This is a genomic window from Paenibacillus paludis (assembly GCF_042610515.1).
In the GTDB taxonomy this organism is placed as follows: Bacteria; Bacillota; Bacilli; order Paenibacillales; family Paenibacillaceae; genus Paenibacillus_AQ.
This window is the reverse complement of sequence record NZ_JBGJZP010000005.1, coordinates 20,165-43,150: the sequence shown is the minus strand read 5'-3', so window position 1 is coordinate 43,150 and position 22,986 is coordinate 20,165. Positions and strand designations below refer to the sequence as shown.

Here is a 22,986-nt window from a genome sequence, read left to right as displayed (position 1 = left end):
ATGGGGTATAATTATAAGGAGGAAAAGAAGATGGGTAAAACAATCATTATTATTGGTGGCGTTGCTGGTGGAGCGACAGCTGCCGCGAGGCTGCGGAGACTGAATGAACAGGATGAGATCATCCTGTTTGAACGCGGGGAGCATGTATCGTTTGCCAACTGCGGACTGCCTTATTATATTGGTGAAACAATTGATTCCCGCGATAAGCTGTTTCTTCAGACGCCTAAGGGTATAAAGGAACGATTTAACATAGATGTTCGTGTGCTTACTGAAGTAACGGAAATTGTACGCCAGCATAAACTTGTTCATTACCGTGATGTCCGAACGGGTGAGACGGGGGAGATTCCATATGACATCCTGATTCTGTCCCCGGGAGCCAGACCTATTGTGCCTGATATTCCAGGTCTCTCCGAGACCAAGAATGTGTTCACCTTAAGAAATATCCCGGATACGGACCGGATTAAATCTTTTGTAGACAGTATGCGTCCTAAGCATGCCACGGTTATCGGCGGAGGTTTTATCGGGCTGGAAATGGCGGAGAACCTCCGTGAACGTGGACTTGAGGTGACGATTATTGACCGCGGTGCACAGCTCCTCAATCCGCTGGACCCGGAAATGGCCAAACCTGTGGAAGAGCATCTCCGGATGCACGGCGTGGAAATAAGGCTGAATGAGGGGGTGGAGGCTTTTGAGCAACAGGGCGGAATGCTGCGCCTTTCTTCTGGAGACGTGATCAGGACCGAGATGATCATTATGGCAATTGGAGTCACTCCAGAGAATGAGCTTGCCCGCCACAGCGGTCTAGAGCTGGGAATCCGCGGCGCGGTTAAGGTCAGTTCTACCCTGCAGACCAGCGATCCCGATATTTATGCCATCGGTGACGCCATTGAGGTCAAGGACCGCAATCATGGATTCGCCACCATGGTTTCTCTGGCATGGGGAGCGAACCGGCAAGGCCGTCTAGCGGCAGATCATATCAACGGTCACGCCATCTCCTATGATGGAGCTTTGGGAACGGCAATTATTAAGACCTTTAACCTGACCTCAGCAGTTACCGGGAACAATGAGAAGACGCTCGCAGCTCTCGGTGTCCCTTATGAGGCCATTCATATCCATCCCAATTCACATGCGGGTTATTACCCCGGGGCATCCCCGATTGCCATGAAGCTGCTGTTCAATCCCGACAATGGTGATATATACGGAGCACAGGCTGTGGGGGCAGACGGTGCTGACAAGCGGATTGATGTCATTGCCACTGCTATTCGCGGCAAGCTGAAAGTGAACGAGCTCGCAGATATAGAGCTGGCTTATGCACCGCCATATTCTTCGGCTAAGGACCCCGTCAATATGGCCGGGTATGCCGCTTCCAATGTTGTGGATGGATTAGTCAGCAATCTGCAGTGGCATGAGGTGGATGCTTTCTCCGCCAAGGGCGGACTGATCATCGACGTCAGGGACGAGGTGGAACGGCTGGCAGGTTCCATTCCCAGCTCAGTGAATATTCCATTGTCCGAACTGAGAAACCGGCTTGCCGAGATTCCTGCGGATCAGGAGATCGCGGTATCCTGCCAGGTAGGGCTTAGAGGCTATATTGCTGCAAGAATGCTGAGTCAGCATGGATACAGCGTGAAGAATGTTGATGGTGGATACAAAACGTATGCTGTCATGACAGTGAAGGACATCCTGCCGCCAGAGGAGAGCAGCGCAGATACGGCAGCCCATTTACCAACTTCTCCGGATTCTTTAGATGACAGGGCACAAAGCGGCAGCGGGGAGCAGCTGCTGTTGCTGGATGCTTGCGGACTGCAGTGTCCGGGCCCTATACTCAAAGTATATGAGACTGTAAAGTCCATGCAGGAAGGACAGCAGCTGGAGATTGCTGCTACGGATTTCGGTTTTGCCGCAGATATTAAGCAGTGGTGCCTCAAGACGCAGAATACGCTGGAATCGGTGGATGTGTCGGAAGGGAAAGTGAAGGCTCTTGTACGTAAAGGGATAAACAGGGTGACGGGAGAAGTCTTGCCAGCAGTGCCTTCTGAAGCCAAGGAGGGTACGACGATGATTGTGTTCAGCGGTGATCTGGACAAGACGATTGCTTCCTTTATTATTGCCTCCGGTGCGGCAGCGATGGGCAAGCAGGTGACCATGTTCTTTACCTTCTGGGGATTGAATGTTCTGCGTCAGAGAAATGCTTCTCCGGTTAAGAAAAAAGGGTTGGACAAAATGTTTGGAATGATGATGCCTCAAGGTACCACAAAGCTGCCGTTGTCCAGAATGAACATGGGCGGGCTGGGTGCAAGGCTGATACGGCATGCAATGAAACGGAAAAATGTGGACTCTCTGGAACAGCTGATGCAGGGTGCGCTGAATGCCGGCGTAAAGATCATTGCCTGCACGATGAGTATGGACATCATGGGCATCAAGCAGGAAGAATTAATGGATGGCGTTGATTTTGGCGGGGTAGCCAGTTATCTGGGAGCCGCTGAGGATTCGGGTGTGAATTTGTTTATCTAAAGGATGTGGGATGTATGGAATATGATAAAGGCATCAAAAACAGATTGAAGCGTATTGAGGGCCAGGTACGTGGTGTGCTGGGCATGCTGGAGGAAGGGCAGGATTGCCGGGAGATTGTGACCCAGCTGACGGCAATAAGAACAGCTGTAGACCGCACTGTGGGTGCTGTTATCGGCGCTAATCTGGAGCAATGCATTCAGGAGGAGCTGGAGCAGGGCAATTCACCGGATAAAGTGATTAAGGAAGCGGTAGAGATGCTTGTAAAAAGTCGTTAACTCAAAAAAAGGAACAGTCGCGGATGAGCGCGCTGTTCCTTTTTAATTAACTGCGAGAACATCACACTTCTTCGGCATGGTGCCGTAATAAGGTGTGTTGGAATTCAAGGCATTATTGTACTCCGGCACCGGCAGTCAAGTGTCAACTCCAGCAGTGTTTTAAGCAAGTCCTCGAACCCGTCGTAGAAGCTCGGTTTTACAAACATAGCTACGGCTTCAGACCCCTCCGGTCCACGCATCATGCCATGGCCAGAGTACAATTCCTTGTCAATCATACCCTATTTATCAAACAACTATGGAACATCGGGATTCAGGATAAACGAGTGCTGGCCTGCATTGCCAAAATGCTCAAAACTGAAATCGATGGTGAAGGAGTGCCTACCAACGGCGTGCCGCAGGGTGGTTTGTTAGCGCCCATCCTATCGAACATCGTGCTGAACGATCATTCACAATTCCAGCAAAAGTCGAGTCAGGCTATCATTTCCTTAAAGTGAGCCGATCACCTCGGCGATGCCCTGTTTTTTTACCCGTTTCAACGGGGCGATGACGGAAACTGCCGCTGCTGCCAGGACGAGCAGGAGAATGAGGCCGATCTGCAGGTACGGCATCTCCCAGATAATTTGGAACCGGGAGAGCTGGCTTTCAATCAGTGTCTTTTGCAAGGCGGTGCCGAGCAGGCAGCCGATGATCCCGCCGGTCAGGCTGTAGGCAGCGGCTTCGGCCAGCACCATCCGGCTGAGCTGGGCGCCGGACATGCCTACCGCCCGCATGACGCCCAAATATTTGGTTTTGGCGGCGATGCTGGTGTTCATGGTGTTGATGATGTTCAGCACGCTGATCAAGCCGATGACTCCTACAAATCCGTAAATAAACACGGCCATCGTAAAAAAGGACTGATCCAGCTCAGCGTTTCGCTGGCGATAGTCATGAAAAGTAGTGCCGCTGTCCAGCACCGCTTTGATTTCATTCACAGCCTGCTCCTCGCCGGACTTCTTCAACTGGATATCAATCACCTGGTAGGCCCTTTTTCCGGTCAGCTCGCGGAACAGCTTTTCGGTCGTAATGAAACTGGTCAATGTTTTTTCCTTGTTGCTGAAGGGGAGCGAGCGTACAATTCCCAGTACGGTCATTTCCTTTAAGCCGGCGCTGGTCTCAATGGCTACTTTGTCGCCGAGTTTTAAGCTGGTCATATCCGCTCTGCGGCCCCTGTAATGAAGGGCTACCGCAATAATTCCGTTCTGGGCGTTAAGCTGTTCCTCTGACAGTTCGCCTTCCAGCAATTCCTCCTTGGCCCAATCCAGCTGCGCCTGATCGTAGGAAATCAGCCAGGACTTCTCAGGCGGAACAAAACGTCCGTCCGCTGTAACATCGACCCCACCCATTTCCTTCTTATAGGCTTCACTCAGCTTTGAGGCGTCAAAGCTGGCGGCAACATCACCATACATTCTCCCGTATACTTTTTTCATGCCGTCCAGCTGTTGCAGCTTGTCGTACAGCGCGCCGTCCAGATCACCTTGCTTGGCGACCAGCGAAATGTCGGGTGTGTACGGTTTGGTCGTTTTCCGGTCAGAATGGAGTAAATCAACAAAGACCTGGAATCCCATGAAGATAACGATGCTGACCGCGATGGAGCAGACCATCAGGATAAGGGTTTTCTTTTTGGCGGCAACATTGCCAATGCCCATTGCGATCTCCGCCTTGAACAGTTTGGTCAACCAGCCTCTTTTTCTGCGGGCGGAAATTTTCAGGTCATTGCTGCCCGTTACAGCACGGACTGGAGCGACGCGGGCGGCTTTGCGGGCAGGCAGCAGAACGGCTGAGAACACGGTCAGGAACCCGACAGCGACGCCAGTGGCGATGCCAATAACGCTGAATGTGAACAACGGAATATCGGCGAATAGACTGGCGTTGTAATATTTCAGAATGGCTGAACAGCCCAAAGTGAGCAGCATTCCGGCGAGCACTCCGATGGGAATGGCCCTGACGGTAATGGCCAACCCTTCCCGTCTGACCAGCTTTTTGATCTGGGCTGGAGAAGCGCCGATACATCTCAGGAGGCCGAACTGTCGTATCCGCTCCATCACCGAGATGTTGAACGAATTGTAGATCATCATGACTCCGGCGATCAGGACGATGCAGAATAAAATACCACCAGTCACGTAAAGCTGTGTTGCCGTCCCGCCCTTGTTCTGACCGATCGCGGCCAGGAGACGGTTGTTGCGGTCGATTCTGTCTTTGTCGATTCCGAGTGTCTCGGCGATGTTTTTTTCTGCAGCAGCAATATTGACCCGGTTTTTGAATTCGATCAGGTACAACTCACTAGTAAGAAGGCTTTTTTTCAGCTTATCCGCTGCCGCCATAGACATAAAGATGCCCGGATTGCCGCTCGCCTTCATATTGCCGAAATCTTTGCATATTCCGCTTACGGTGAAATTCCGCAGTATCTTGTCGGAAAAAGCGATGTTGACCGTCCCGTTCAGCTTGGTATTCAGGTACAGCTTATCTGCTGCCCATTGTTCAATCATGATTTCGTTGTCCCCGGTCGGGTAGCGGCCTTCAACCAGAGTGATGTTCATATTTTTGGCAAAAGAGGGGTCTATCGCACTTGCCGCGCCGTTTATTTCGTTCGCCTTCACTTGTCCGAAGTCCAGCCATCTTCCGGCGTTGTTGACATCCTTGCGGCTGGCCAGCATATTGATTTCTTGTTCGGAAGGCTGGATAACCGCAATGTGGTAGTTGCCGCGATCATGGATGATCTGGGTTTTGGAAAATTGCTGGAATACCTCCAGCATGGAGAAAATACCAGTCACGAGTGCAACAGCAATGGCCACGCTAGTGATGGTGAGGCGGGTCTTCTTCCGGTGGGCGGCAAGATACCTGGGGGCCAGGCCCAGGTAATGGCCGATCATCGGTCGCCTCCAAGCTCGGTTACGACTCCATCCTCTACACTGAGCACACGGTCGGCAAAGGTGGCGTAATTGGAATTATGGGTGATCATAATCAAGGTCTGGCGATATTTGGCAACGGACAGCCGCAGCAGATTCATGACTTCGCTGCTGTTTTTGCTGTCAAGGTTGCCCGTCGGCTCATCAGCCAGGATGAGCGCCGGCTTTGTGGCCAGCGCCCGCCCGATAGCCACCCGCTGTTGCTGGCCGCCGGACAGCTGGTTCGGCAGATGATGCCTGCGCTCCGCCAGCCCGAGAATATCAAGCAGCTCACCGATATGCCGTTTATCCGGCTTCTGATAATCGAGCAGCAGCGGCAGAGCCATATTTTCCTCCACGTTCAATTCCGGTACCAGATTGTAGGCCTGAAAAATAAATCCGATGTTGCGTCTGCGAAACACCGACAATTCATTTTCATTCATCGCATAAATGTCGCGGCCATCCAGAAGCACCTTGCCGGATGTCGGTACATCCAGCGCGCCGAGCAGGTTCAGCAGTGTGCTTTTGCCTGAGCCGGACGGCCCGACAATCGAAACAAATTCTCCTTTGGCTATCGTAAAGGAAGCTTCCTTCAGGGCATCGACCCTGGTCTCGGCTTTGCCGTAGGTTTTGCATAACCGTTCGGTTACAAGTATATCCAACATAAACACCTCATTCGCTTGATTTAATGAGATGATAGCATGGCTGCCTTACACCCCGGTGAACGGTGGCTTACAGAATTGTAAGCTTGGGGAAAACGATGCGAAAAACCGTTCCTTTGCTGAGCTTGCTTTCTACGGTAATGGTGCCTCCGTGTTTTTCCACAATCGACCTGGACAACGTCAGCCCGATGCCGGCGCCTTGCTTGTCTTTGGAGAATCGGCTCCGGTAAAAGCGCTTGAAGACGGAATGAATATCCTCGGGATGAATGCCCGTTCCGTTGTCGGTGATCGTGATTTCGGTAAATAGCGGGGTCTCATCGCCGGCGATCTCCAGCTTGTCCCCGGCTTCCGTATGATCCAGCGCATTTTTGACAATATTGCTGACCGCCTCGAGCAGCCATTCCTTGTCGCAGTTCAGACGGATGTCCTCACGGCAGGTGAGAACCACCTTCTTGCCTTCCAGCTCCACGCGGGTGCGGAAGCCCTGCATTACCGCCTCCAGCACCGCCCGCAGCGGCTGTTCGGCCTGCTCCAGTGCGATCGCGCCCGCGTCGAGCCTGGCCAGCTTCAGCAGACTCTGGATCAAATGCTCCATGCGCAGCAGTTCGCGCCGACTTTTTGAAGTAAACTTATCCACGACATCGTTTCCGGTTCGTTCATCCTGAATGATCTCGCCATACATCAGCAGCGCGGCCAGCGGGGTTTTGAGCTGATGTGAGATGTCGGAAATGATGTCGCGCAGAAACTCCTTGTTCTGTCTTTCCCTGCTGATATGGGCGGTCAGGGAGGTGGCCAGCATATTGATGGATGTAAACAGCCGGAAGAAGCTCCCTTCGGCCTGATCGTCCAGCCGCAGCTTGACATCGCCTTCCATAAAGCCGATGAGCGCGGCATTGGCCCGTTTCAGCATGGCGTTCTGCCGCAGAATGAACAGCAGCAGGACGGTAAGAAGCGCCAGCCCGAAACAGACAGACAGGGCGAGTAGCAGCAGCGCGTACTTCTGCTGAAAGCCGGCTACTTCGGGCAGCAGGCTGATTGGAGTGTCGCTGTTATAGGCGGCGCCATTCAGCAGCCGCTGCCCGGCTGCGGCCTGTTCCCCGGTTTTGGAGGCGGTGAATAGGGCGGCGATGCGGTGCGGCGGGAGGCCGCTCTCGGTCAAATATCCGGCCAACTCGTAATCGTGGGCGAGCATGCGCTGCTTGTAATCGTCGGCCATATGCGTTACGGTCAATTGCCCGGCAAGCAGCGCGCCAAGCAGGATGGCCGCGATGGCAGTAAACAGCAGCTTTATATTTTTGCCGACCATGATCCCCATCAATTGTTCCCTCATTTCGTCACTTTCCATTTGTAGCCCAGACCGCGTGCGGTAAGGAGAAACCGCGGGCTCTCCGGGTCATCTTCGGTTTTGCTGCGCAGCCGCCGCACATAGACGGACAATGTGTTGTCGTCGATAAAGCTGCCGTTATTGTCCCATAGCTTGTCCAGCAGCATTTCTCTGGGCAACACCGCATTCGGATGCTGCATCAGCAGGCACAGCAGCCGGTATTCCGCAGGAGTCAGCTCGATTTCGCGGTCATCCTTGAACACGCGGGTTTCCAGCAGCCTGACCGTCACCCCGTTGGACTGCAGCACCGTCTGCTGTCTATGGCTTAGGCCGGACCGGCGCAGCAGAGCGTTGATCCGCGAGATCAGCTCGTTCAGCTTAAACGGCTTGGCAATGTAATCATCACCGCCGATATCCAGGCCCATGACCACGTTGACCTCCTCGTCGGATGCGGTCAGGAAGATGATGGGCACGGCGGAGGACTGCCGCACTTTTTTGCATATATCAAAACCGCTGCCGTCAGGCAGGGTCAAATCCAGCAGGAGCAGATCATGGCATTGCCGCTCTATGATCGGAAGAGCTTCCTTTACGGTTCTGGCGATATCGACATGAAACCCGCTTTTTTGCAGGGAAAACTCCAGTCCGTCAATCAGGCTCAAATCATCCTCCACCAGCAAAATAGAATTCATTGCAGTCTACCTCTCATTCTCTGTAGCTTGTCATTTCATAGATTCTCCATTTATATTATCATGCTGCCGTCTGCCCCAAAAATCAACCGGATAAGCTGAAATTGAAAAGCTGCAAAAATGGGAAAAGTAAACAGTGAGAGTCCGAACCTGCCGCACACAGAATCCGGGTACTTCATGTCACGACACCGAAAAAGAAAGCCTGTACAGCAGTCAAGCACGAATCCGTGAAGTTATTCAAAACGGAGGTGCGAAATCAGCCAAGGACATCGTAAAGCATCTGAATGCGATATTGGCTGGATGGGTGAACTATTTCCGAATGGGAAACTCTAGTGATGCATTCAGTGAAGTACGGGGCTATACAGAGATGAAACTCGGACACTACTGACCAGAAGGAAACGCAGACGAAAGAGTAGCCTTGGATGGCGGAGAGGGAGTAACGAAAACCTGTATGGCGTACTGGTGCTATATTGGGACTGGAACCGGACCTATGGGTACCGCGCCAGTCCTTTACCCGACAGTGAAAATAGAGAATTGGTCGCGTCGTAAGCCATAACGGAGGATGGCCGGGCTATGCTACCATCATGAAATGATAACAGCGGCAGTCTAAGACTATATTTATCAAGTCTTGGTCCGCCGCTGCTTCGTTTAATGATTTTTCAATTTTAAAATCGCATTAAATCAACAACTCCAGTCTACACTTTATTTTCACCAAACATCAAAGCAAACCGCCGCTGGACTTTGACTAGCCGTGTCAGCAGCAGAATGGCTCCAATCGCCAGACCGGTAATCAGTCCAACCCAGTAGCCGTAGGCGCCCATATCGGTATAAGTCGCCAGCACATAGCCAGTAGGCAGGCCGATTACCCAATAGGCGGCGAAGCAAATGATGAATGCCGGGTTTACGTCCTTATAGCCCCGCAGCACCCCTTGCGTCGGTGTGGCAATGGCATCGGAGATCTGGAAGAAGATCGCGTAAATCAAAAAGTGCTGAATCAGGGAGATGACCTCGGGTTCGTCGGAATAAAGTCCGGCAACCGAATCGCCGGCGAATAAGAGGACGAGAGCTGTCAGCAGCGACAGCACGGCGGCCGAGGCAATGCCCATAATGCCGTATTGGCGGGCATCCTTCTGCCTGCCGGACCCGTTCTCAAAGCCGACGAGAATCGTCAGGCTCATACAGATGCTGAGCGGAATCATGTACAGGGTGGAGGCGAAGTTGATCGCCGCCTGATGAGCTGCAATGGTTACTGTGTCGAACCGGCTCATGAGCAGTGTTACTGCCGAGAAAACCGCCGTTTCAAAAAAGATGGAAAATCCGATAGGCACGCCGATCTTAAGCAGCTCTTTGAAGCTGCTCAGCGATATGGCGTAGAACTTGCGGAACAGCTGCAGGCTTTTGAAGGGCTCGGAGCGGTAAATGAAGGTCAGGGCAATTCCGAAGATCACCCAGTAGGTGATCGCCGATGCGACCCCGGCTCCGACTCCGCCAAGGCGCGGGAAACCGAAATTCCCGAAGATAAGCAGATAGTTCAGCCCAACATTGACAGGTAAAGCAATTAGCGTGATGAACATCGAAACTCTTGTCTGCCCTAATGCATCGATACAGCTGCGGACTACCGTATAGCCGAACAGAGGGATGATGCCGAAGGAAATGGCACACAGGAAGCGGAAAGCGATATTCCGTACTTGCGGCTCCAGATTCATAAAATCAAGAACAGGCGACAGAGCGAAACCGCCGATCATGAGGACGAGCAGAGAAACAATCAGCGAGAGCCAGATGCCCTGGGTCACCTGATAAGCGACATCTTTATCCCGGCGGTTGCCTATTAAATTGGACACTATCGGTGTTATACCCATGAGTATGCCACTAAGCCCGGTTTGAATCGGGATCCATAAGCTGGTGCCGATGGCTACGCCGGCCAGATCATCCGTGCCGAATTTGCCGGACATATTGGTATCAAAGAAAGTAATGGCTGACAATGCAATCTGCGTTACAAGAATAGGAAATAAAATATGCAGGAATTGGCTTGCCTTTTGCTTAAGAGAAGAAGTATGTATCATCGGTTTCTGCCTCGTCATCTGAATTTTATAAAAGTGTGTAACCTATAAATCCTTATATTATCAGTAAAAGACCCGGCAGGGCGCCGGGTCCTTGGCTTATATTTGCTGATTGATTTCATCAAGGATAATTGCTGTAGTCATTATTTCTCGTAATCTACACCCGAAGTATAACGGTTGTTAGCATTCCAGAGGAGGAATTCATCCACTTTCTCGTCTTTCAAAGCCCGGATCTGGTCTTCCACCTGCGTCTTGCCGTATTTCACATAATGGCCGCTTCCAAGCCAGCTTGCGGTGAAGTCCTGAATCCAGGGGCGGATAATCGGTTTGTAGCTTCCCAGAGGGTCGAGCTTCTTATGTGTATCCACCATAGAACCCTTAATGGTCGCGTAAGGGTCTTTGTCAGGGTCTTTCACATCGAACCATCCTGTTGAGTAATGGCTTGGGTATACCATCGGGCTGATGACGTCTACATTCTTCGATATTTTCACGAAATCCTGGCCTATGCCTTCCGCAGCGGGAACAGAAGCGGCGTATCCGAAAATATCAACGGATACCCGTACGCCCAGCGGATTTAGCTCTGCTTTGGCGTATTTAACGAAGTCGCCAATGATCTCTACACGTGGTCTGTCGTTCTTGGTATATTTAAGAGTATCAGCACGTTTCTCGAAGCCTTCCGGGAAACGGACGTAATCGAACTGGATTTCCTTGAAGCCCAATTTGGCGGCTTCCTTGGCGATGTCTACATTGTATTTCCATACATCTTCATTATAGGGATTGACGAAGCTGTCTCCGCCTTTATTGCTCCAGACTGTGCCATTTGTATTTACGAATGACATTTCCGGCTTCTTCTTGGCGAGAACAGAGTCCTTAAAGACTACGATCCGGGCAATCGGATATACGTCATGCTCCTTTAGGCGGGTCATCAGCTTGTTGATGTCACCGATGAACGGCTGGGGATGACCCAGCTTCTGAAGTTCCGCATTGTCTGTCTTGTAGGTAATATATCCCGCATCATCCTTAATATCGATGACCATGGAATTTAGTTCCGTTTTATCAAGCAGGTTAAGCAGCGTTTCCATCCGTGCTCCGCCTGCACTGTAGGCTGTCACATAAATACCTTTAACCTTGGGGGCATCCGGCTGCGGATCGGCAAGAATCGCGCCGTCAGTACCTCCTGCTTCATTTCCGGGTGAAGCGCTTGTAACCGGAGTAGGGGATGTGGTGCCGCCTGTGGCGTTTGGTGATGCCGATGCTCCGTTTGGATTGCTGCTGTGCTCTGCGATGATGGGGGGATTGGTGGCGGACTGTAATGCAGCCGTCACGTCAGAGTCGTGTCCGCCATGCGGCACGCCAACGCCTCCCAGGGCCATCATCAGTAATGCCCAGGTGATGTTCATTTGCTATTCTCTCCCTTTATGTACATTCCCTTAAAGTATAAAGGAACGGCAGCTGCCAAAAAGAACAGACTTGTAACAATCCCTGTAATTTTTGGCTGTTAAAAATAACCGCTCTTGTTGTTTATAAACGGGATGTACAGATTTTAAACGGTCCTGTTAAAAAGTAAATGCCGCCCGGACCCGGCACATAGCCGAACCCCAAGCGGCAACTATGAAGACTTGCTTCGAAACGTCTTACTCACTGAAGATACGCAGAATTCTGATGCTCGCAAATGCTGTAATGGATGATATCCATGGCATCTGCCGGTTCCAGAATACTCAGACCGTCACGCAGAACGATTACGGAATTCAATTCATTCTGCTTGAGAAACGGCATCATATCAGGATACCACCTCATGACGATTGCTGACAGTTTTACCGTTTCCATTTCCATAAAAATCACCCTTTCCTTTTTCGAATGGTACTGAATTGAATTCAGGGTACACCCGTAAAACGAAGTGCCGGAAAAAAGAGGGGTAAATCCCAATCTTCATGAAATTGTAAGGGTCCTGCGTGAGTATAATATATCACAATTTTAATTTATGCGCATTTCTTTCAATGTGATCTTTTACGGAAGGAACCCATGACTCCAACGGTTTCCACAATGTTCACAAAAGCCTGGGGATCGCTGGTTCTAATGATTCTTTTAAGCTCTGCGAGCTCGTAGCGGGTAGTCACTGTCATTAGCATGTCCCGTTCAACATGAGAATAAGCGCCCTCTGTTTTGATCTTTGTGACCCCGCGTTGCAGGCCCAGAAGCTGCTGAAGCAGTTCGTCTGTCCTTGTAGTTACGATGTACACAGTCACTTTAACATGACTGATGTGAATCAGGTCGACGACCTTTCCGGTTACATAAATGGAGACCATCGAAGCAAGAGCTAAATTCCAATTGTCGTCAAAATAGGCAGCGGCCAGAATGACGATACCATTCAGCCCTACAAGCACATTCCCGATCGGGAAGTCGCGGTAGCGCGTAATAATGGAGCCGATAATGTCAAAGCCGCCTGTAGATCCTCCAACCCGGAAGGAAATACCGCTGCCGACACCTACCAGCACTCCGCCGAAAACGGAGGCAAGAAGCATATCCGACGCTACAGCTGTCTGCGGTACCAGCGTCATTAGCCAAGTTGTGGCCCCTACGGATAAAATGCTGAGAATAATAAATCTGCGCCCGAGCTGAAACCACCCTGCCACAAGCAGCGGCACATTGAAGAGCAGATATAGCAGACTGATGTTAAGGGGAGTGAAATAACCCACTAACATTGCCACACCGGATACCCCTCCGCTTAACAGCCGGTGGGGGATTAAGAACAGATTGAAGCCGCTCGCTATCATCGCCGAACCCAAGATGATGGCAAGGTAATTTCCTAGTTGTCTTAGTCGTAACAAGCAAATTCACCTCTGACGTGTAATGTAAGTAATGAAAGAAAGGAATACACTGGTATTCCTGATCGGGTTTGTGATATAATGTATAGGATATTCTTGAGTAGAACGTTACAATGGTACTTTTGCATTGCTTCGGATGTGAAGCTACAATTGTTCAGGCTAAATAACCAAGCTTGATCATAGGACATTTTTTCGTCCCAATACGCGTAAACCATGCAGAGATTACGGCATGTTTGGACAGCCTATAAATGTGTTTACCGCTACTTAAGAATACAGACAAGCATGTGGAATGTCCACTGTATAGAAGGAGCATGAATAATTTGAAAACATTCGCAGAATTCGGCTTGGAGCCAAAAGTACTTCAAGCAATCACAGAGCTAGGATTTGAGGAAGCAACACCCATTCAGGAGCAGGCAATCCCGCTCGCGCTGACTGGAGCAGACTTGATCGGCCAGGCACAGACCGGTACGGGCAAAACAGCCGCTTTCGGTATTCCCCTCATCTCCAAAATTGCTCGGGAAGAAGAAAAAATCCTGGCGCTAGTTATGACGCCAACCCGTGAGCTTGCGATTCAGGTTGCTGAAGAAATCGGCAAACTGACCCGCTTCAAGGGTCTGCGTTCACTGGCTATTTACGGCGGACAGGATATCGGCCGTCAAATCCGCGGGTTGAAGAAGAAACCACAGATCATTATCGGAACACCTGGACGCCTTCTGGATCACATCAACCGCAAGACGATCCGTCTTGATGACGTGCAGACCATCGTATTGGATGAAGCTGATGAAATGCTGGATATGGGCTTCATGGAAGACATCCAGACGATCCTCAAGCTCGTGCCGGAAGAACGTCAAACCATGTTGTTCTCAGCTACAATGCCTCCTAACATTCAACGTCTCGCCCAACAGTTCCTGAAGAACCCGCAACATGTTTCCGTAATTCCAAAACAAATCAGCGCTCCATTGATTGACCAAGCCTATATCGAAGTTCCTGAGCGCCAGAAGTTTGAAGCACTGAGCCGTCTGATCGATATGGAATCCCCAGATTTGGCAATCGTCTTCGGACGTACCAAACGCCGGGTTGACGAGCTTGCCGAAGGCCTCCAGAAACGCGGATATTCCGCTGACGGATTGCATGGCGACTTGTCCCAGAACCAACGTGATGCGGTTATGCGTAAATTCCGTGACGGCAGCATTGACGTGCTGGTAGCTACTGACGTAGCAGCGCGCGGACTCGACGTTTCCGGTGTAACACATGTTATCAACTTTGACCTTCCGCAAGATCCGGAAAGTTATGTACACCGTATCGGCCGTACAGGCCGCGCAGGTAAAGAAGGAACAGCATGGTCATTCGTGACTCCGCGTGAAATGGACCACCTGCATCTGATCGAGCGTGTAACCCGTCACCGGATTACCCGCAAACCGCTGCCAACAATGGCTGAGGCAATTGAAGGCAAACAACGCATCACTGCAGAACGTCTGCTGGCAATGGTTGAAGAAGGCGGCGAGCTGAACGAATACAAAGGCATCGCGATTCAATTGCTGGAGCAATATGATTCTGTACAACTGCTCTCCGCAGCAATGAAATTGCTTACCGGCGACAACAAGGATACACAGGTTGAATTGACACCGGAAGATCCGATCCGCGCAAAACGCCGCGGCGGCAAGAATGACATCCGCAGCGGCCGCAAGCCTAATGGCGGCTACGGCGGCAACCGCACTGGTTCCGGCACAGGCGGTGGCTATAAAGGCAACCGTGATAGCGGCAGCAGCTATGGCGGCGGCTATAAAGGCAACCGCGACAGCAGCAGCGGCAGCACAACCCGTGGTGGTTACAGCAGCGGCTACGGCAGCAACAGCAGCAGCGGCGGTTACAAAGGCAACCGCGACAGCAGTGCCGACCGCAAACCATCGGCGCGTCCAAGCAGCACAAGTACTCGTCCGGCTAAACGCGAAGATTACGACATTTAAGCAGCACCGGCGATAATGGAAGAAGACGAGTACCGGTTAACGGTTCTCGTCTTCTTTTTGTACAATTGAACATATTTAGGCTTTGTGTTTCATGCCTTAGATAACAAAAGTACGAGTGATAATAACGAGCAGGATGAACAGAACGAGGATAGTGCCTGTGGAAGTCCAGACGTTGCAGCCAACTGGTGAGGACATAGGTAAAACCTCCTTTAAATTAAGGTGATTGTAATGGTTACGTTCCTAATATATGGACGGATCGCCGGGCTTGCATAGACCATAACCCAGAATCTTAAGAATGGGCGCTGGAAAAGTCCGGGTCAAATAAGGTATAGTTAAGATACGCAGTATGCGCGAGACAGACAGGAGGAAGGGAATTGGAGTTTAAAGGAGCAATGGGCGGTCTATACCGCGTCACGGAATGGATTTCACGTATCGCCTTCAGTAACATTTTGTGGGCAATCTGTTCGGTTCCGTTTCTGTTCATGGGAGTAATGAAGATGATTATGTGGGGATCGGGTGCAGGCGGCCCCAATGAACAGATCACACTGAACTGGGCGATGGGCATTTTGGCACCGTTTACGGTGTTCCCGGCAACAGCGGCACTATTTACGGTTGTACGCAAATGGGTTATGGGCAATAGTGATGTTAGCACATTCCGCACTTTTTTCCAGGGGTACAAAGAAAATTATTTCAAGAGTATGCTTGGGGGATTAATCTACACAGTGCTGTTTGTTGTGATGTACGTAGATGTGACCGTATACATGACGCAAATGGCGAATTTCAGAATCGTCGGTATTTTGATGCTGGTGCTGATGATTATTTTGTTCGTCTCCATGTTTAATTTCTTCTCGATTGTGGTTCATTATCAAATGACCTTCAAAGAAGTGGTGACCAACTCCGTTCTGTTGACAATCGCCCGGCCGATCCGCGTATTCTCCACGCTTATTGGTGCAGCGGTTCTTGTCTATATAGGTCTGAAGTATCCGGTGCTTTACGCCTTGTGTATTCCTACACTTATTGCCTTTTTCGCCTTCTTTAACTTTTACGCTACATACAACAAGCTGCAACTGCAGGTGGAGAAGAAGAAGCAACAGGAACTGGAAGCCCAGGAAGCCCAGGAGGCCGCTGAAAGAGAAGCTGCGGAATTGCTTGAGGCAGACGATTACGATGAAGATGATGACGACGATGATGATGAGTACGATTCAGATAAAGATAAAAAACGGATTTAACATTAATTACACATAAGCCGCGAAATTAGGCGAGAAATTTATTCCAGTGTAAATTAAAGCGCATACAGGTTTACTTTTTCGTCAAAACGCAATATAATAGTAACAAATCCTGCGATGTACGTTTACGGTTGCTCGTTGTTTTGAACCAATGATAATGTCTTGGGAGATCTATACGAAGCGCGGCTGAAAGGCCCTGTCTATACGACGCGGGGAATTCAAAAACGACTTCTGCGGTCACCCACCTGCTATAGCAGGTTCAGAAGACACTGTAGCCGGACGGCATAGGCGGGTTTTCTACTGTTTTTGACAAGGTGCCCTGTTTCCCGCTTACCCGCGGGGATGGGGTACCTTTTTGTTTATAGTGAACAAGGTGAAAGTGAGCAATGCCCTTTTGTTCCTGGGATAAGAGTGTTACACTTAGACTAATGAACTTGGGATTTGAAGAGGGGGAAGAATTTTGTCGTTGAAAAGAACCTTGGTCGGTTTATTTCGCAGTCATGACGGAACAAGCGACCGTGCAAAAGATCCGGCATTAAAGACGCGTTACTACACTCTTTCTAGAGATAAGGCGTGGGAAGAAGTATCCTCAACGCTGAAGAAGATTCCTGGCTTCAAGGTGCTTCATGAAGTGCAATCTGTAGGAGAGATTACGCTTGAGAAGAGAACGGCATTCGGGCGTACGCTGGATATTACCGTGTCGGTGCTAAATACCTCACCGGTGCGTTGCGGCGTAGATATGTACTCGGCATCCAGAGGTTCGCTTGGCGACCTGGGCGCCAACTATCGAGTAATTCAGCGTCTGTACCAGTCTCTTGATAGGAAGCTGGGCAAATTCAAGACAGAATAAAGGCAAGTTGCACTTTTCTGTTCAGAGATTGTATACGGTTTCGTGAAGTGTGAAGATGCAGCCTATCATTGAACAATAAGGCTACCCATAAGCAAAAAGCGGGAGAAGGATGACCTTCTGCCGCTTTTTTTTAGAGAATAAGAACTTATAGATTTTCATGTACTACGAATGAAATACAATTCGGCTGCAGGCTACAGCAGTTCCTTTACAGCTGCAATTGCAGCCTCGTAATTGGGATGCTCGGACATTTCGCCGAGGTACTCCACATAAGCCAAAGTATCGTTTTTGTCGATTACGAAGATGGAACGCATGTCCAGACGGAATTCTTTAATCAGGACGCCGTAGGCTTGTCCAAAGGCTGCTTCCTTGTGATCAGACAGTGTGATGACCCGGTCAATGCCGGCTGCGCCGCACCAGCGGGCTTGGGCGAACGGAAGATCCATACTGATGGTGAGAATAACGACATCATCGCCGAGCTCTGCGGCCTCGCTGTTGAAGCGGCGGGTCTGCGCATCGCATACACCTGTATCCAGAGAAGGCACCACGCTGATCAGCTTGATTTTGCCGGCGTAATCACTGAGGGAAGTGTCTTCCAGCAGATTCTTGCTTACTGTGAACTGTGGTGCGGAATCTCCGGCTTTGAGCTGCGGACCCACCAGTGTGATGGGGTTGCCTTTAAATGCGGCCACGCCTGTTCTTTCTTGCGTCATATCCTTGGTTCCTCCTTGAATTGCAATATTGGATTCTTACTGCCACAATAAATTATAATCTTTTTAGAAGCTGGATGTCCAACCGACAACTTACATAAAGGGTGGGTGTTATGATATTCATACGATATGAAAAGTGGAGAAGCTATCTCCGGTATTATCCGGTAACCTGTTTGCTTATATTGGCGAATGTGATTATGTTTATTGTTCTGACGTTAAACGGCGGCTCCACAAATATCCAGACACTGATTGATTACGGGGGAACCGTTAATGTCAGCCCGCTGAAAGAGGAATTGTGGCGTTATGCGACAGCGATGTTTCTGCACAATGGCTTTGCCCATCTGTTCTTTAACTGTTTTGCGTTGTTGGTGTTTGCTCCGCCTTTGGAACGGCTGATGGGCTGGTGGCGCTACGCGCTGCTCTATCTGGCGGGAGGTTTCCTTGCCAATCTTCTGGGAGTCGCGGTCAGCAGCCGTTCAGTGGTGGATTACGGTACGGTGTCAGTAGGGGCTTCAGGAGCGATCTACGCCGTATACGGCGCATTCCTCTATATTGCGCTGCTGCAGAGAGCGATGATGGATGAGAGCTCACGTAAGACGTTGTACGGGCTTTTGGTGATGGGGATTATTATGTCCTTCGCTACACCTCATGTGGACTATACAGCCCATATTGGCGGCCTCGTGGCCGGGTTCTTTCTTTATGGACTTATTATACGGGTATTCAAAAAAAACCGAAGGTAGGAGGTGTTGGATTCGTGGAACTTAGACAGCTGCAATATTTTTTGAAGGTAGCACAAAAAGAGCATGTTACCAGAGCGGCAGAAGAGCTGCATGTGGCGCAATCTGCGGTTAGCCGCCAGATTCATCAGCTGGAGCAGGAGCTTGGAGTGGACTTATTCATGCAAAAGGGGCGCAATCTGCAGCTCACCCCGGTGGGGCAGCTTTTTTGCAAACGGGTAGAGTCGGTGCTGAAGGAATTGGAGCGCTCGGTAGCTGAGGTGCATGAATTTCTGGACCCGGAGCTTGGAGAGATCCGCATCGGATTTCCGCATAGCCTGGGTACGCATCTTATACCTTCCATTGTGGCGGAGTTTCGCCGGCATTATCCTCAGGTTAAGTTTCGTTTCAAGCAGGGGTCTTTTCCGTCTTTGATTAAAGACGTGCTGTCCGGTGAAGTGGATCTGGCTTTTATTTCTCCCTTCCCCGAAAATGACGGTCATGTGGCCGGAGATATTGTAATGACAGAAGAGCTGTTTGCGATCCTTCCGCAGAATCATCCGCTTGCCGGAGAGAAGGTAATCCGGCTTGAACAGCTGCGGGAAGAAAAGTTCGTCTTGTTCAGCCAGGGATATTCACTGAGGCCGATCGTATGGCAAGCCTGCCTGCAGGCAGGGTTTAAGCCGCAGATTGCTTTTGAGGGCGGAGAGACTGATACCATACGGGGTTTGGTTGCCGCTGGCATGGGAGTGAGCCTGCTGCCGGAAACGGCATTGTATCAGACCAATCCTATGCAGCCGGCTCAAGTGAGGGTGATAGATCCCGTTGTGACCAGAACGGTGGGAATCATTCACCGCAGTGAGGGCAAGCTGCCGCTGGTAGCCCGCTCCTTCCGCACTTTCCTGCTGACATATTTCAAAGATAGAAATAACAATACCCCGGTCGGCTCGTAGCCTTCCGGGGTATTTGCTCTGTATATCGACAGCGGGTTAACTAGATTGGTTTAATCACGATTTCCCAAGAACATCATGATCAGACGCAGCAGTTCAAGCAGGGAGACCAGAGCGGCAGCAACATAAGTTAAGGCAGCTGCATTCAGGACCTTGGCTACGCCGCGCTCTTCCTCGTTGCGGATGTAGCCTTGCTCAACCATGACCTGGCGGGCCCGGCTGCTGGCGTTGAATTCAACCGGCAATGTGACAAGCTGAAAGGCTACTGCAGCCGAGAAGAAGATAATACCCAGACCAATAAGATTCAATGAGCTGAAAATAAATCCTGCCAACAGCATGAAGGGGGCTACGCCGGAAGCGAAATTGACAACCGGGAACATCCGGTGGCGCAGTGTGAGCATTGGATAATGTTCTTTATGCTGAATGGCATGGCCGATCTCGTGACATGCGACAGAAACAGCGGCGATGGAGCTTTCATAGTATACAGGCTCCGACAGGCGCACAACCCGGTGGACCGGATCATAATGGTCGGAAAGGGTGCCGCGCACAGGCTCGATCGGTACATCATAAAGGCCATTGGCATCAAGCATGCGCCGTGCGGCTTCATAACCTGTCAAACCATTCATGTTGGCAACCTTGGACCATTTATTAAAGTTGCCTTTAACTCTGAACTGAGCCCACAACGAGAATAGAAAAGCGATAATAACTAACAGGTACATCAAAGGCATCATATAACATTCCTCCACTATGGTGTAAAAATAGTATTTACATTGGCGGCCCCTGCAAGAGCAGCAGCCGGATCGCCTCCATGCACGCAACGCCCTGCGGAAGCAGTGCTGACAGCGCTCGTTTGGCTTGGATCGGTTTCAGTCCGCTGATCATCGGTTCCAGTGCCTTCACTTCGCGCTCAAGCCGCTGCATCTGCAGCTCCAGCTCCACGAGTTTATCCGAAACATCGGTTTCTGGTGCGGCTGAATTCCACTTGCTCATCATGGTTTTAATTTCTTCCAATGTATATTTCTCATGCTTTAACTGATTGATACGTTCCAGAGCGATTAAAGTTTCATGGCTGTACAGCCGATAGTTCTTCATGCTTCTGGTTTCTGGTACAATGAGTCCCAGCTTCGTATAATAATCGATTGTACGTTCACTGATGCTAGCAGCTTTGGCCAGTTCGCCAATCCGGTACAGGATCATATCCCCAAGTTCTTCTCACCTCGCTAACAGAATCCGGCCGGTTTGATCCGGCGCTCTTCTTACTATATTTACACTTATAATGATATCAAATGATAAACCGTACAGTCAAACGTGACACTTACTTTAAGTATATGCAGGGTTAAAGCCAAAGATACCTTCGGAAAAGCAGGTCTTCCTTCTATAAGATTGTACACCAAGATTGTACACCGAATGGACCTTGCGATCTGCGGCATAATAACAAGGTTGGATGGGATCTATAATTATATTACACGATGTGTCATGTTTATTGGAGTGACGGAAGAGTGCGCTGCTTCTTTTGCTCATGAAAAGAATAGGGTTCGCCAAAATAAGCGTCATTCTCTTGATATATGTTCAGGATACTTAACATACAATACAGCATCTTGGATCATTTACATTAATGAAAATACATATTCATACATGGAGAAGTCCGTTTTTGCTGTATGCGTTTGCATGAATAAGTTTTGCTGATCGGCTGGAAACCTGTGATTTAACAACGAAAATGCGTAGCTACAGGCAAACAGTGAAGAAATCATGTGCCTCAAGAAATAAATCGCAACATTCATAAAAATAGTCTTGTCAATTTACCTGACTTCTGATTATAATGACATTAAGAGTTTCACGCTTTGTTAGAAAATATAACATTGGGGAGTGGGGTAAAGAATGAAAAAAAAGATGATAATGATGTTTCTGGCCATGATTACACTGATGGTCTACCCGGTCAGCGCATTTGCAGCTGAAGGTCCGGCAGCACCGGATCTCCAAATCGGATTGGATACGGCGTTTACTTTCCTGGCATTTATTCTTGTATTCTTTATGCAAGCGGGGTTTGCGATGCTTGAAGCCGGTTCGGTCCGGATGAAGAATGCGGGCCACGTAGCTGGTAAGACCGTATTGACACTCGCAATTGCCAGCTTGTGTTTCTGGGCACTGGGTTTTGGCCTGGGCTTCGGTAACGGCAACGGGTTCTTCGGAACTACAGGCTTCTTCTATGGTGGTGAAACACAAGCAGCATCATTCGATTCCCTGGCATTCTCAGATGTAACCTTAAACGTTAAATTCCTCTTCCAAATGGCTTTTGCCGCAGTTTCTCTGGCCATCGTATCTGGTGGTATGGCGGAACGCGCTAAGCTTAGTGTATACATTATCTTCGGAATTCTGTTCTCTGTAGTTATCTACCCTGTCGTAGCTCACTGGGTATGGGGCGGTGGCTGGTTGGCTGAACTGGGTATGCAGGACTATGCAGGTTCAACGGTTGTCCATCTTACAGGTGCAACGGCGGCTGTAGTCGCGACAATCTTGCTGAAACCCCGTCTTGGCAAGTTCAACAAAGAAGGCAAGCCGGTTATTATTCCGGGACATAACCAAGTATTCACAGTACTCGGTGTTATCATCCTCTGGTTCGGCTGGTTCGGATTTAACCCTGGTAGCGCGTTGTCTCCAATGGGCGGATTCTTCGGCCACGTAGCATTGACAACTAACCTGGCAGCTGCGGCTGGCGGTCTGGCTGCACTGATCGCTTCTTGGCTCTACTTCGGCAAGTCGGATATCCCGGCAATGCTGAACGGTGTTCTGGCTGCACTGGTTGCAATCACAGGCGCTTGTGCATTCGTAGTGCCTTGGGCGGCAATTCTTATCGGGTTTGTAGCGGGAGCATTCACTTTCATGACTTCACAATGGCTGGAACGTGCCGGCCTTGATGATCCAATCTATGCCTTCTCTGTACATGGTATCGCTGGGATGTGGGGAGCGGTGTCCACCGGGTTGTTCGCAACACCTGATCTGATCGCGGAAGGCGCGCTTGTTGGTAAACCCGGATTGTTCTACGGCGGCGGATTCCACCAGCTCGGCGTACAGGTGCTGGGTGTGGCAGGTACCTTTGTCTTCGTAGCAGTTCTGTCCTTCATCATTCTCTACGTAATTAAGTTGGCTATCGGCTTGCGTGTTACCGAAGAGGAAGAATTGATGGGCCTTGATATCAGTGAACATGGTACTTACGGTTATCCTGAACAAATGAAACTGATTGCAGAATCGGAATCCAAGACCCTTAAAAATTAACTACTTCATAGATGGGGGGCGGACCGA

At 50.1% G+C, this 22,986-nt stretch carries 20 protein-coding genes, 1 other RNA gene and 2 pseudogenes; 11 read left to right on the top strand and 12 right to left on the bottom strand.

Going from position 1 to position 22,986, the window contains the following annotated elements; translation table 11 throughout:
• Positions 1 to 30 precede the first annotated feature (30 nt).
• The 3 genes and pseudogenes from ACAN56_RS11030 to ACAN56_RS11020 all read left to right on the top strand — a co-directional run.
• Positions 31 to 2,514: a CoA-disulfide reductase gene (locus ACAN56_RS11030; RefSeq protein WP_379142729.1), complete on the top strand. Its 2,484-nt coding sequence runs from the start codon at positions 31 to 33 to the stop codon at positions 2,512 to 2,514.
• Between the two features lie 14 nt (positions 2,515 to 2,528).
• The gene (locus tag ACAN56_RS11025; RefSeq protein ID WP_038589645.1) at positions 2,529 to 2,789 is read left to right on the top strand and encodes a metal-sensitive transcriptional regulator; all 261 of its coding nucleotides are present in this window, start codon (positions 2,529 to 2,531) and stop codon (positions 2,787 to 2,789) included.
• Between the two features lie 146 nt (positions 2,790 to 2,935).
• Positions 2,936 to 3,244: pseudogene (locus ACAN56_RS11020) on the top strand (hypothetical protein); the annotation flags it as partial.
• A 30-nt stretch (positions 3,245 to 3,274) separates the two neighbouring features.
• On the opposite strand, the gene ACAN56_RS11015 reads toward ACAN56_RS11020, so the two are convergent.
• The 4 genes from ACAN56_RS11015 to ACAN56_RS11000 form a co-directional block, all read right to left on the bottom strand.
• Positions 3,275 to 5,698 carry an ABC transporter permease gene (locus ACAN56_RS11015; protein ID WP_379142726.1) on the bottom strand — a complete coding sequence of 808 codons (2,424 nt, stop codon included), beginning with the start codon at positions 5,696 to 5,698 and terminating at the stop codon, positions 3,275 to 3,277.
• Entirely contained in the window at positions 5,695 to 6,375 is a 681-nt protein-coding gene (locus tag ACAN56_RS11010; protein ID WP_489685698.1) for an ABC transporter ATP-binding protein, read from the bottom strand. Before ACAN56_RS11010 ends, ACAN56_RS11015 begins: the two co-directional genes overlap by 4 nt.
• Before the next feature lie 70 nt (positions 6,376 to 6,445).
• Positions 6,446 to 7,705, bottom strand: coding sequence for a sensor histidine kinase (locus ACAN56_RS11005; RefSeq protein ID WP_379142720.1), 1,260 nt, complete (start codon positions 7,703 to 7,705; stop codon positions 6,446 to 6,448).
• Positions 7,702 to 8,388 (bottom strand): response regulator transcription factor, encoded by a 687-nt coding sequence (locus ACAN56_RS11000; protein ID WP_379142718.1) that lies wholly within the window; start codon positions 8,386 to 8,388, stop codon positions 7,702 to 7,704. The genes ACAN56_RS11005 and ACAN56_RS11000 overlap by 4 nt, the downstream gene beginning before the upstream one ends.
• A 185-nt stretch (positions 8,389 to 8,573) precedes the next feature.
• Here ACAN56_RS11000 and ACAN56_RS10995 point away from each other — a divergent pair.
• Positions 8,574 to 8,934, top strand: a pseudogene (locus tag ACAN56_RS10995) (group II intron maturase-specific domain-containing protein); the annotation flags it as partial.
• Positions 8,935 to 9,080: 146 nt separating this feature from the next.
• Here the strand turns inward: ACAN56_RS10995 and ACAN56_RS10990 are convergent.
• From ACAN56_RS10990 to ACAN56_RS10975, 4 genes are all read right to left on the bottom strand, one after another.
• A complete protein-coding gene (locus ACAN56_RS10990; RefSeq protein WP_379142715.1) occupies positions 9,081 to 10,448 on the bottom strand; it encodes an MATE family efflux transporter in 1,368 nt (455 codons plus the stop codon).
• Positions 10,449 to 10,588: 140 nt separating this feature from the next.
• Positions 10,589 to 11,845, bottom strand: a complete 1,257-nt coding sequence (locus ACAN56_RS10985; protein WP_379142713.1) for a putative glycoside hydrolase — start codon at positions 11,843 to 11,845, stop codon at positions 10,589 to 10,591.
• Positions 11,846 to 12,083: 238 nt separating this feature from the next.
• On the bottom strand, positions 12,084 to 12,278 hold the full coding sequence (locus ACAN56_RS10980) for a hypothetical protein (protein WP_038589654.1): 195 nt from the start codon (positions 12,276 to 12,278) through the stop codon (positions 12,084 to 12,086).
• Between the two features lie 161 nt (positions 12,279 to 12,439).
• Positions 12,440 to 13,273: a YitT family protein gene (locus ACAN56_RS10975; RefSeq protein ID WP_038589657.1), complete on the bottom strand. Its 834-nt coding sequence runs from the start codon at positions 13,271 to 13,273 to the stop codon at positions 12,440 to 12,442.
• A 317-nt stretch (positions 13,274 to 13,590) separates the two neighbouring features.
• On the opposite strand from ACAN56_RS10975, the gene cshA reads away from it, so the two are divergent.
• Positions 13,591 to 15,237: a degradosome RNA helicase CshA gene (gene cshA / locus ACAN56_RS10970; protein ID WP_038589660.1), complete on the top strand. Its 1,647-nt coding sequence runs from the start codon at positions 13,591 to 13,593 to the stop codon at positions 15,235 to 15,237.
• Positions 15,238 to 15,333: 96 nt separating this feature from the next.
• Here cshA and ACAN56_RS10965 read toward each other — a convergent pair whose 3' ends face one another.
• Positions 15,334 to 15,432 carry a dihydroorotate dehydrogenase gene (locus tag ACAN56_RS10965; protein ID WP_144024380.1) on the bottom strand — a complete coding sequence of 33 codons (99 nt, stop codon included), beginning with the start codon at positions 15,430 to 15,432 and terminating at the stop codon, positions 15,334 to 15,336.
• A gap of 179 nt (positions 15,433 to 15,611) precedes the next feature.
• Between ACAN56_RS10965 and ACAN56_RS10960 the strand changes: the two genes are divergently transcribed.
• The 3 genes from ACAN56_RS10960 (at position 15,612) to ACAN56_RS10950 (ending at position 17,313) form a co-directional block, all read left to right on the top strand.
• Positions 15,612 to 16,466, top strand: a complete 855-nt coding sequence (locus tag ACAN56_RS10960) for a YesL family protein (RefSeq protein WP_379142709.1) — start codon at positions 15,612 to 15,614, stop codon at positions 16,464 to 16,466.
• A gap of 103 nt (positions 16,467 to 16,569) precedes the next feature.
• Positions 16,570 to 16,762, top strand: a non-coding RNA gene (gene ssrS / locus ACAN56_RS10955) — 6S RNA.
• A gap of 161 nt (positions 16,763 to 16,923) precedes the next feature.
• Entirely contained in the window at positions 16,924 to 17,313 is a 390-nt protein-coding gene (locus ACAN56_RS10950) for a DUF1499 domain-containing protein (protein ID WP_038589663.1), read from the top strand.
• A gap of 191 nt (positions 17,314 to 17,504) precedes the next feature.
• Here ACAN56_RS10950 and tpx read toward each other — a convergent pair whose 3' ends face one another.
• Entirely contained in the window at positions 17,505 to 18,023 is a 519-nt protein-coding gene (gene tpx / locus ACAN56_RS10945) for a thiol peroxidase (protein WP_038589666.1), read from the bottom strand.
• 110 nt (positions 18,024 to 18,133) lie between these two features.
• On the opposite strand from tpx, the gene ACAN56_RS10940 reads away from it, so the two are divergent.
• Positions 18,134 to 18,760 (top strand): rhomboid family intramembrane serine protease, encoded by a 627-nt coding sequence (locus tag ACAN56_RS10940; protein WP_038589669.1) that lies wholly within the window; start codon positions 18,134 to 18,136, stop codon positions 18,758 to 18,760.
• A gap of 14 nt (positions 18,761 to 18,774) precedes the next feature.
• The gene (gltC, locus tag ACAN56_RS10935; protein ID WP_038589672.1) at positions 18,775 to 19,689 is read left to right on the top strand and encodes a glutamate biosynthesis transcriptional regulator GltC; all 915 of its coding nucleotides are present in this window, start codon (positions 18,775 to 18,777) and stop codon (positions 19,687 to 19,689) included.
• A 50-nt stretch (positions 19,690 to 19,739) separates the two neighbouring features.
• Here gltC and ACAN56_RS10930 read toward each other — a convergent pair whose 3' ends face one another.
• Together ACAN56_RS10930 and ACAN56_RS10925 are read right to left on the bottom strand one after the other, a co-directional pair.
• Complete coding sequence (locus ACAN56_RS10930) at positions 19,740 to 20,417, bottom strand: zinc metallopeptidase (protein ID WP_379142704.1); 678 nt, start codon at positions 20,415 to 20,417, stop codon at positions 19,740 to 19,742.
• A 34-nt stretch (positions 20,418 to 20,451) separates the two neighbouring features.
• Positions 20,452 to 20,883 carry a MerR family transcriptional regulator gene (locus tag ACAN56_RS10925; RefSeq protein WP_379142702.1) on the bottom strand — a complete coding sequence of 144 codons (432 nt, stop codon included), beginning with the start codon at positions 20,881 to 20,883 and terminating at the stop codon, positions 20,452 to 20,454.
• A gap of 681 nt (positions 20,884 to 21,564) precedes the next feature.
• Between ACAN56_RS10925 and ACAN56_RS10920 the strand changes: the two genes are divergently transcribed.
• The gene (locus ACAN56_RS10920; protein ID WP_038589677.1) at positions 21,565 to 22,959 is read left to right on the top strand and encodes an ammonium transporter; all 1,395 of its coding nucleotides are present in this window, start codon (positions 21,565 to 21,567) and stop codon (positions 22,957 to 22,959) included.
• Positions 22,960 to 22,986: the final 27 nt, after the last annotated feature.